14 protein-coding genes are annotated in these 9,333 nt (G+C 30.5%); 8 read left to right on the top strand and 6 right to left on the bottom strand.

What is annotated here, in order from left to right:
• The first annotated feature begins 308 nt into the window (after positions 1-308).
• Positions 309-1,313 carry a LysR substrate-binding domain-containing protein gene (locus ACOYLP_RS08980; protein WP_422855838.1) on the top strand — a complete coding sequence of 335 codons (1,005 nt, stop codon included), beginning with the start codon at positions 309-311 and terminating at the stop codon, positions 1,311-1,313.
• Here ACOYLP_RS08980 and ACOYLP_RS08975 read toward each other — a convergent pair.
• The 5 genes from ACOYLP_RS08975 to ACOYLP_RS08955 all read right to left on the bottom strand — a co-directional run bounded on the left by ACOYLP_RS08975 (position 1,284) and on the right by ACOYLP_RS08955 (position 3,863).
• Positions 1,284-1,478: a hypothetical protein gene (locus ACOYLP_RS08975; RefSeq protein ID WP_236396980.1), complete on the bottom strand. Its 195-nt coding sequence runs from the start codon at positions 1,476-1,478 to the stop codon at positions 1,284-1,286. The two genes, ACOYLP_RS08980 and ACOYLP_RS08975, sit on opposite strands and share 30 nt — an antisense overlap.
• A 323-nt stretch (positions 1,479-1,801) precedes the next feature.
• Positions 1,802-2,008: a hypothetical protein gene (locus tag ACOYLP_RS08970; protein ID WP_422855837.1), complete on the bottom strand. Its 207-nt coding sequence runs from the start codon at positions 2,006-2,008 to the stop codon at positions 1,802-1,804.
• Between the two features lie 126 nt (positions 2,009-2,134).
• Positions 2,135-2,872 (bottom strand): tRNA (5-methylaminomethyl-2-thiouridine)(34)-methyltransferase MnmD, encoded by a 738-nt coding sequence (gene mnmD, locus ACOYLP_RS08965; RefSeq protein WP_422855836.1) that lies wholly within the window; start codon positions 2,870-2,872, stop codon positions 2,135-2,137.
• The gene (locus ACOYLP_RS08960) at positions 2,827-3,267 is read right to left on the bottom strand and encodes a hypothetical protein (RefSeq protein WP_422855835.1); all 441 of its coding nucleotides are present in this window, start codon (positions 3,265-3,267) and stop codon (positions 2,827-2,829) included. The genes mnmD and ACOYLP_RS08960 overlap by 46 nt, the downstream gene beginning before the upstream one ends.
• Positions 3,268-3,293: 26 nt before the next feature.
• Complete coding sequence (locus ACOYLP_RS08955; protein ID WP_422855834.1) at positions 3,294-3,863, bottom strand: DUF4920 domain-containing protein; 570 nt, start codon at positions 3,861-3,863, stop codon at positions 3,294-3,296.
• A 278-nt stretch (positions 3,864-4,141) separates the two neighbouring features.
• Here ACOYLP_RS08955 and ACOYLP_RS08950 point away from each other — a divergent pair, with 278 nt between their 5' ends.
• Positions 4,142-5,209, top strand: a complete 1,068-nt coding sequence (locus ACOYLP_RS08950; protein WP_422855833.1) for a branched-chain amino acid aminotransferase — start codon at positions 4,142-4,144, stop codon at positions 5,207-5,209.
• A gap of 28 nt (positions 5,210-5,237) precedes the next feature.
• On the opposite strand, the gene ACOYLP_RS08945 is transcribed toward ACOYLP_RS08950, so the two are convergent.
• On the bottom strand, positions 5,238-5,621 hold the full coding sequence (locus ACOYLP_RS08945; protein WP_422855832.1) for a hypothetical protein: 384 nt from the start codon (positions 5,619-5,621) through the stop codon (positions 5,238-5,240).
• A 78-nt stretch (positions 5,622-5,699) separates the two neighbouring features.
• Here ACOYLP_RS08945 and ACOYLP_RS08940 point away from each other — a divergent pair, with 78 nt between their 5' ends.
• The 6 genes from ACOYLP_RS08940 to ACOYLP_RS08915 form a co-directional block, all read left to right on the top strand.
• Positions 5,700-5,888: a hypothetical protein gene (locus ACOYLP_RS08940; RefSeq protein WP_422855831.1), complete on the top strand. Its 189-nt coding sequence runs from the start codon at positions 5,700-5,702 to the stop codon at positions 5,886-5,888.
• A gap of 163 nt (positions 5,889-6,051) precedes the next feature.
• Positions 6,052-7,137 carry an SRPBCC family protein gene (locus tag ACOYLP_RS08935; protein ID WP_422855830.1) on the top strand — a complete coding sequence of 362 codons (1,086 nt, stop codon included), beginning with the start codon at positions 6,052-6,054 and terminating at the stop codon, positions 7,135-7,137.
• A 58-nt stretch (positions 7,138-7,195) separates the two neighbouring features.
• Positions 7,196-7,738, top strand: a complete 543-nt coding sequence (locus ACOYLP_RS08930; protein WP_422855829.1) for an RNA polymerase sigma factor — start codon at positions 7,196-7,198, stop codon at positions 7,736-7,738.
• A 30-nt stretch (positions 7,739-7,768) separates the two neighbouring features.
• Positions 7,769-8,182, top strand: coding sequence for a hypothetical protein (locus ACOYLP_RS08925; RefSeq protein WP_422855828.1), 414 nt, complete (start codon positions 7,769-7,771; stop codon positions 8,180-8,182).
• A gap of 4 nt (positions 8,183-8,186) precedes the next feature.
• Positions 8,187-8,648 (top strand): sensor of ECF-type sigma factor, encoded by a 462-nt coding sequence (locus ACOYLP_RS08920; protein ID WP_422855827.1) that lies wholly within the window; start codon positions 8,187-8,189, stop codon positions 8,646-8,648.
• 356 nt (positions 8,649-9,004) lie between these two features.
• The coding region (locus ACOYLP_RS08915; RefSeq protein WP_422855826.1) for a KUP/HAK/KT family potassium transporter at positions 9,005-9,333 on the top strand (329 nt) is incomplete at its 3' end.

The following is a 9,333-nucleotide window of genomic DNA, read 5'->3' as shown; positions in this document are numbered from 1 at the left end:
TAAAAAAACTACTAAACCAGAAGCAAAATCAGATTTAAGAGTGGCAAATAGATGCGTATTTTTTGTCATAATATTTGAGTTGTAAAAAAAACAGGAAAATCAAACAAACTTTGTAAAAATATTATATTTTTTTGTAAAAATCATAGTTATCAAAAAACAAATAGAAATAAATAAAATAAAGCTAGTATTTATTCATCATCAAAGAAAACAAGTAAATTCAATGTGTAAAATCTTTAGCAATAGTTTAAATCAAAGAAATTATAAATTTATCTTATAGTTTTTATATTTGCATAAAATATGATTATACTATGACCATTACACAGTTAAAATATGTACTCGCTGTTGCTGAACACAAAAACTTTACTCTTGCTGCCGAAAAGTGTTTTGTAACCCAACCAACATTGAGCATGCAAATTCAAAAAATTGAAGAAGAGTTAGGTATTCAGATTTTTGACAGAACTAAGAAACCAATACAGCTTACCGAAATTGGCCAAAAAATTGTCAGTCAATCCAAGAATATTGTTAACGAAGCTGATAGAATTCAGGATATTGTAGACCAGCAAAAAGGATTCATTGGCGGTGAATTTCGTTTAGGAATCATTCCAACGATAATGCCTACATTATTACCAATGTTCCTAAATAATTTCATTAAAAAATACCCAAAAGTTAAATTGATTATTGAAGAGTTGAATACTGACGAAATTATTCATCGACTCAACAATGGACACCTGGACGCAGCTATAGCAGCAACACCATTAGAAGAAGAGAAAATAAAAGAAGTTGTTTTATATTTCGAACCATTTGTAGCTTACATTCCCGAAGGTCACAGTACATTTGAAAAAAAGGAAATTGAAATTGTAGATTTAAATATTGATGAAATCTTATTGCTTCAAGACGGTCATTGTTTTAGAGACAGTATTTTAAATTTATGCAAGAATACAGCTGCCAACGAAAAATCACATTTCCAAATTGAAAGCGGAAGTTTTGAAACCTTAATTAAACTTGCCGATGAAGGTTTAGGCACAACGCTTCTTCCATATTTACACACGCTGGATTTAAAAGAAAATGATAAGCTTAAATTACGGCATTTTAAAGAACCAAAACCAGCAAGAGAAGTTAGTTTAATTTTTCCGAAAAACGAATTGAAAATTCATATTATAGACGCCTTGAGAAGTACTATTGCTGGAGTAGTAAAAGGCGCTATTGTATTTCAGAATGTACAAATCATAAGTCCACTTCAAAAAAATAAGGAGCTTTTGCACAAACTCCTTATTTTCTTTCTGCTAACTAACTACAGACAAACATTGTTTTAATTCGGGATGCTCACTCGTAAAAAATTGCAACCACTTTTTTAATTGTTCAACCTCATAAGGCAATAAATTTTTAATAGCCTTTTTTAATTCCTTTGTAAAAAGAACAGGATCAAAACTTACTCTTTCGAGTACAGATTTAGTGTAATCATAAATCATTCTAGGCATATTGGTTAAGATTTGGGGTTATCTTATTGTAAGAACGTTTAGTAAAATTATAATATAAAAAGTTATCAAACAAAAAAATATGCTATAAAATATCGTTAAATTACATTTTTTTATAATATTTTTAAGTTTTAACTTACTTAAATATTTTTATATAATAACTCATAAAGCCTTAATTGCATTTCAGGTTTATCAGTTGTAAAATAACCAATTGATTAAATTTTCGAAATAATAACATCGCATTATAAAAAAATATTATTCAACTAAACAATTAAGTTAATAGTCCACCTAATTACTAATTAAAAAAAGGAACTGTTTAATTTCCTTTAGTTTTTTTTATTATTGATAAGCAACATGCAATGTTGCAATTCTGGTTTTTCTTTAATAAACTTAGAAAGCCATAATGCTAATTCTTCTAACTCATAAGGTAATAAAGCCTTACATGCTTTTTCAAGTTCTTTGCAGAAAAGGGAGACATCGAAACTCACTCTTTTCAAAACATTTTTAGTATGGTCTAACATTGATTTAGACATAGATAACTATTTGATTAAATTAATATAATTAGGTAAGAACGGGATCGGAAATATCAAATGTAAAAAATATAATCTTACACAAATTTAAATTTACATAAAATTTAACGCTTTAGAAATGTTAAAATTTCAGAATGCTTTAGTAGCGCGCAACATCTCTCTTTTACCCGGAGCTCCAGGTAATTTTTCTACAGAAAAACCTGCTGATAACATCGCTTTTTTTATTGATGTTCGACAAGCGTAGGTCACCAAAATACCATTTGGTTTTAATGCCTTAAACATGGCAACAAATATTGTGTCCGACCAAAGTTCAGGTTGCACCCTGAAACCAAAGGCATCAAAATAAATCAAATCAAAAGAAGCTTCGTCCTTAATATCCTGAAAAAACTGCTTGCGTTTGGTTAGCGTGAAATTATCTGAAAGTTGATTCTTTAGGTCCCAATTAAATTCATGCATTTTTTTAAAAACTGTTGTTTCACTTACATCAATTTCATTTGGGTAATTCATTTCCATAGCTTCTTCCATTTCAATAGGATAAGCCTCTACTCCTACATAATCAATAGTTTGATTTGTTTTTTTGGCTTCCAGGAAAGTAATAAAAGTATTTAAGCCAGTGCCAAATCCAATTTCTAAAATAGCAATGGATTTTACTTTGAAAAGTGACCCGAGCTTTTGTGAATTGGCGAAGCACAACCCATTTTTTATGAATACATGATAGGCCTCTTGAATAGCGCCGTGTTTTGAATGATAACTTTCATTCCATTCCGGCAAATGAATTGTGGTTGAACCATCATTGGTTTTGATAATTTCGCGTATCAAAATTAATTTATATACAATTTCTTGATTCTCGGAATTGGTCCGCCACATTTACTTACGTGGCATTTTAAGCAAGCATCAACTCCAGCATTGAAATGTTCGGCTGCATTTTTTTGATCACTATATATCAATTGTTGGGCAGCTATAAATTCTTTTGCTTTTTGTTTAAAAAACAAATCATTTTCTGTTTCGTCTGTAAATTTAGCAGTAAAGATTTTTAAAAAGTGTTTAGGAAATGTTCCAATAGTATCGCCTTTTTGAATGCGCTCTTTCAATCTTTTATTGTCTACATACATTTGTTCCATCAAAGTGGCCATTTCCGACATTTCATACATTTCCAGTTTTTTTTCTTTTACTGAAGTGCATTTTTTTTCTGCTACTTTTTCCTCTTTCTTTTGACAAGAGAACAATCCAAAAACGAGAACAAATACAATTATTTTTTTCATTTATGCTGAATTTATTTCAGTATCAATTATTTCTTTATATAAACACCCTCTGCCAAAAACGAAAAGGTTACTTCTGGTTTAGTAATTTTGGCAATTTCAGTTGCCGATTTTCCGCCATCTTTGGCATAATGTTTTAACGATTCAACCGATTCAACATCTACAAATGCTTTACCATTTACAATGGCTTGACTATTATCAGCATTTAAAGGAACAAAGAAACCATAATCTTTAAATTTTACAAATGATTCATTGTCGCCAGCTAATTCCATTTTCATCCAGCAGCCTTTCTTTTTACAAACTTGTTTAATATTAGATTGAAACTGAACTGTAATAGTATCTCCTTTTTTAAGTTTTTTATACTTCTTCAACATTTCATTTTTTGAGTAAATTTTGGTTACTTTAAATTTATCTCCAAATAAAGCATAATCTTTACTATCAAAAACTTTGGTTTGCTTCTGACCCATTGCTATAGGTCCGATGCAAAGTAAAAACATAACTAGGATAACATTTATTTTTATACTCATTCTTAAATAATTGATTATTTGATATTGAGCTGATTCTAAAAAGCGAACTGGAATAGTAATATTTGATTTCATAATAGTTTTTTTTATGTTTTGCGAATATAAACAGTTTAGTAAAATTCAGTTACAAAATTAGTAATTATTTTGAGTTTTTATTTTGAGATTATATGCTGAAATGGTCAAAAAAATAATATTTAAAAAAAGTTTCTGTTTTTCTTTTATCATGCAATACACAAACATATTTTTATTAGTTTTACAAAATCAAACAACACCACTTTAATTTTTAGAAAACAAATTGTAACATATTAATTTTTAAGTGATTGAACTGTTTTCTATATTAAATCTATTACTAAATGATGTTAAAAACTACTAACGAAATCGATATAGTTAGAGTAAAAAACTCTAAAATCAATGAGGTCGATTTTGAAAATATTGCCTTTGGAAATACCTTTACAGACCACATGTTCGTTTGTGATTTTAAAGAAGGTAAATGGCAAAAACCTATCATCAAACCTTACGAACCTTTCTTAATAGATCCTTCAGCAAAAGTGTTTCATTATGGTCAGGCAATTTTTGAGGGAATGAAAGCATATAAAGACGATAGCGATAATGTCTGGCTTTTTAGACCCGACCAAAATTTAGATCGTTTCAATAAATCGGCTGTAAGAATGGCAATGCCTGAAGTTCCAGAAGAAATCTTTATTGGTGGATTAAAAACCATCGTAGATTTAGAAAGAAATTGGGTAAAGAAAGGACTTGGAAACACCTTGTATATCAGACCATTTATGATTGCGATTGGTTCGGGTGTTATTGCACAACCTTCAACACAATATCGATTTATGATTATCCTTTCACCTGCCCGTTCATATTACTCGGTAGAAGTAAAAGTGATTATTGCCGAACATTATAGTCGTGCAGCTAACGGCGGTATTGGTGCAGCCAAAGCGGCCGGAAATTATTCAGCACAATTTTATCCTCAAAAATTAGCACAAGAAAAAGGATTCCAACAAATCATTTGGACAGACGATGCTACGCATACCAAATTGGAAGAAGCTGGAACAATGAACGTGTTTTTCAGAATAAACGATACTATTTTCACGGCGCCCACTAGCGAAAGAATTTTAGATGGAGTCACCAGAAAAAGCTTAATTGATATCGCGCATCGAGACGGCATCAAAGTTGAAGAGCGTTCGGTATTGGTTTCAGAATTAATAGCTTGTGCTAAAAATGGTAGTTTAAAAGAGATTTTTGGAGCCGGAACTGCAGCTGTAGTTAGTCCTATTGTGGGTTTTCAATTCCAGGAAGACTATTATGAATTGCCAAAAATTGAAAACTCTGTTGCATTACAATTAAAAGATAAACTAACTAAAATTCAGTATAAACTGGCTGAAGACTCATTTGGGTGGACAGTAAAAGTTTAAATTAAAACCCTCCAAAATGGAGGATTTTTTATTTTAATATCGCTTCAAAACTAGGTTTGAAATAATTTGGTCCTTTCATTACTTTACCATCTTCACGATAAATAGGATTTCCATCTTCGCCGAGTTTGCTCATATTACTACGCTGAATTTCATCAAACACTTCTTCAATCTTGTGTTGCAATCCGTGTTCTAATATAGTTCCGCATAATATATAAAGCATATCTCCAAGTGCATCAGCTATTTCTATCAAATCATTATTCTGAACGGCTTCTAGGTATTCTTCGTTTTCCTCTTTCATCAGGTTGAATCGAAGCCTATTTTTTTGTTCGCCTAAATCTCCTTTCATTTCGTAACTTACACCAAGTCCGAATGCGGTATGAAACTCTTTTACTGCGTTAATTTGTTTTTGCATTTTTGAATGAAATTTATTGTTGCTGCAAATTACGACTTTTGGATACATTTGAGTAAATTTGTTGAAAATTTGAAATAAATGTTCACAACTGGTCAATGGATTTTTGCCGCATTGTTTTTTGTAACTTTTGTAATTGCTGCTTATTATGCCTATGGCAAAGACAAAGCGCTTCACCAAAAAGTTTACAAAGGAAGTTATAAAATACTAATTGCATTTCTGTTATTTATTACTATCCTTTTTGTTATTAAAATTGTGACTAAGCATTAAGTTATTTTCCTTTCAAAAGGTTAACTATTACGATAGTCCGGTGAATAAAATACCGCGAAGTTCACTTCTTGTTTTCATTAATTTTAATTTGAACGTAAACTAATATAATCAACATTCGTAGTATAAAATTCATAACTTTGTGACACTTAATAAACATAGTTTCATGAGAATTTTAAAATATATCTTCTTGCTAATCCTATTGGCTTTTGTTGGAATTACGGTTTATGTAGCCACACAAAAAGGGGATTTTGAGGTTACTAGAAGCAATATCATAAAAACACCCCGAAGTACCGTTTTCAATTACGTAAATGATTATAAAAATTGGGAAACCTTTGGCTCCTGGATGCAAAAAGACTCCGAAATTAAATTCAATTATGATGCAAAAACAATTGGAGCTGGTGCAAAATGTGCTTTTGAAAACGGTTCCGAAGAAGGCAATATTAGAACAGTGTATGTAAAAGAAAACGATAGTCTTGCACAAAAGTTAAACTTCAACGGTACAACAGCTATTATTTCATGGACCTTCAAAGATACTATTGGCGGTACCAAAGTTATACTTCACAGTAAGGGTAAAATGAACATTATGACTAAAATTACTTCATTTTTTAAAGGAGGTATAACTTCTATTTTGGGAGATGTTTATGAAAAAAGTTTGCGTAATCTAGATAAAACCTTGAATTACGAAATGAAAACCTATTCTATTAAAGTAAATGGAATTGTACATCGACCATCTGGTTATTGTTTGAAACAAACGGTTTCTTGTCGTATAAAAAGCGTTGGTAAGAACACCAAAATTCTCATGGCGCGAATGGTTCATTTTTTTAAAAAGAATAAAATTCCGATGGCGGGAAAACCATTTGTTAGCTATGATAAATATGATGTAATAAATGATTTTGCTACCATTTCGATTTGTATTCCTGTAAGAGAACAGATTTCAATTACCTATGGAAGCGACGTGTCTTTTGGAGAAACAATAGCATTTACATGTTTAAAAACGACTTTAACCGGCGATTATTCTCATAGCAAAGAAGTATGGCTAAAAGCCAAAAAATATATAGCTGACAATGATTTAAAAGAAAATTTTTCAGGAAGCTACACAGAAGTTTATGTAAAAACTATTGACGATATCAAGCAACCTTCTAAATGGATTACGGAGATTTACATTCCGGTTTTCCCTAAAGCGAAATCGTTACCAGAACCAGTTGTTGAATCTCCTGACATGTCCACACCTTCATCGGAAACGCCCTAATTATGTAGTAGATTAAACCTTTTTCGTTATGTTTATTCCAACAAGCTAAATTTTCACTTTGCAAGACGAAAAGGATTTTATTCAGGAATTATTAAATCCGAAAACGCAGAATGCTGCGTTTCAAAAACTCTTGCAAGATTATCAGCGACCGTTGTATAATCACATTCGGAATATTGTTCTAAATCACGATGATGCTGATGATGTTTTGCAAAATACATTTATCAAAGTATTTAAATATTTAAAAGATTTCAAAGGCGAAAGCAAATTATTTTCCTGGATGTATCGAATAGCAACTAATGAAGCAATTACCTTCATAAAACAAAAAGCAAAACGAAACGGTACGACTAGTGAAGCCATGCAAACCAGAATTGTAGATAACTTAAAAGCTGATACTTTTTTTGATGGCAATGAAATTCAAATAAAGTTACAAAAAGCGATTGCACTATTACCCGAAAAACAACAATTAGTTTTTAAAATGAAATATTATGAAGAAATAAAATATGAAGAACTATCGGAAATTCTCGGAACATCTGTTGGTGCGCTTAAAGCGTCGTATCATCATGCAGTAAAGAAAATTGAAGATTTTATGAAAAACAATTAAACTATATAACATTACATTTGTCAAACGCACATGAAAAATTTTAAATTAGGTAATGAACCGAAAATAACTTCAGGATTTACAACACCTGATGGTTATTTCGATTCATTCTCAGAAAAAGTTTTAGCGCAATTACCAAAACAAGAAACAAAAGTGATTTCTATTTTCAGTTCCAAAAAAGTTTGGTATTTTGCTGCGGCAGCCATTCTCATTCTAATGCTGAGTATTCCATTATTTCCTAAATATTCCAACCAACAAGAAGAAATTGATACGGCAACGTTGGAGAATTATATTGCGTATCAATCAAACATTTCTGAAGAGGAAATTGTAAATTTATTGGACCAGGATGATTTAGATAAAATGAAACTGGATTTCAATATTGATGACGCAACCATCGAAGACGCATTAAAATCAAACTCAAATTTAGAACAATACCTAATAGACTAATACTATGAAAATATCAAAAATATTTCCAATACTTATAGCTTTCGTTTCCATGAATGTTATTGCCCAAGACGGACCGATTATTCGCAAAAAGAAAGAACAGATTAAAGCACTTAAAGTGGCTTTCATTACTAATGAATTAGCATTAACATCTGAAGAAGCTACAAAATTCTGGCCATTATTCAATGCCTTCGAAGAAAAGCAACAAGAAATTAAAAAGCAAAAACTAAAAAGTTATTTAAACAGAGTAGATAATGATTCTTTTGACAATTTATCTGAAAAAGATGCTTCAACAATGTTGGCTCAAATGGAAAGTACAGAAGATGAATTGTATCAGTTGAAAAAGAAATTTTTGGCTAATCTAAAGGGAGTAGTTTCACCTATAAAAATTCTAAAGCTCAAAAAAGCAGAAGAAAGCTTCAACAGAAAACTATTGCAACAATATCGAGACAGGAAATTAGGTAAATAAAAAAAAAGCTAAATGCTCTCTTTTTTTAATATATTAAAGATTTAAACTATTAAAAAGTAGCTAACATACTCTTCTATTCAAATTATTATTTTTATTTATCTAAACAACAGAGGGGAAATATAAATGCAAAAACTTAAGGTTTGTTTTAAATCTGTTCATATGTTCTTGTGGCACAGAAATTGGATATTTTGAGGAAATCCTAATAGAATCAGAAGAAGTTAAATAAAAGTTTATACTTTAAAAAAATTAAGAGAAGTACTACTAATTGTGGTGCTTCTCTGTTTCTAAAAATAATTAAGCATTACTTAAACAATTATTTGAAAAAGATATAAATTTGCACTCTTTAACATATTATAATGAGTTCGCATAATCAGAGTCTTCATAGTAAATTATCCATTGGTGGATTATTAGTAACTTTAGGAATAATATATGGAGACATTGGGACTTCCCCACTCTATGTAATGAAAGCCATTATTGGAATACATGCTATTTCAAGAGATGTTGTTTTGGGTGGAATATCTTGTATATTTTGGACTCTAACACTTCAAACTACCATAAAATATGTTATAATAACACTTAATGCTGACAATCATGGTGAAGGTGGTATATTTGCTTTATTTGCACTTGTCAAAAGAACCAAAATTAAATGGTTAATCGTTCCAGCAATAATTGGTGGAAGTGCTTT

Origin of the sequence: Flavobacterium sp. (genome assembly GCF_049318325.1) — a bacterium.
In the GTDB taxonomy this organism is placed as follows: Bacteria; Bacteroidota; Bacteroidia; order Flavobacteriales; family Flavobacteriaceae; genus Flavobacterium.
Note: the sequence above shows the minus strand (reverse complement) of the source record. Positions and strands in the feature narration are given on the sequence as shown.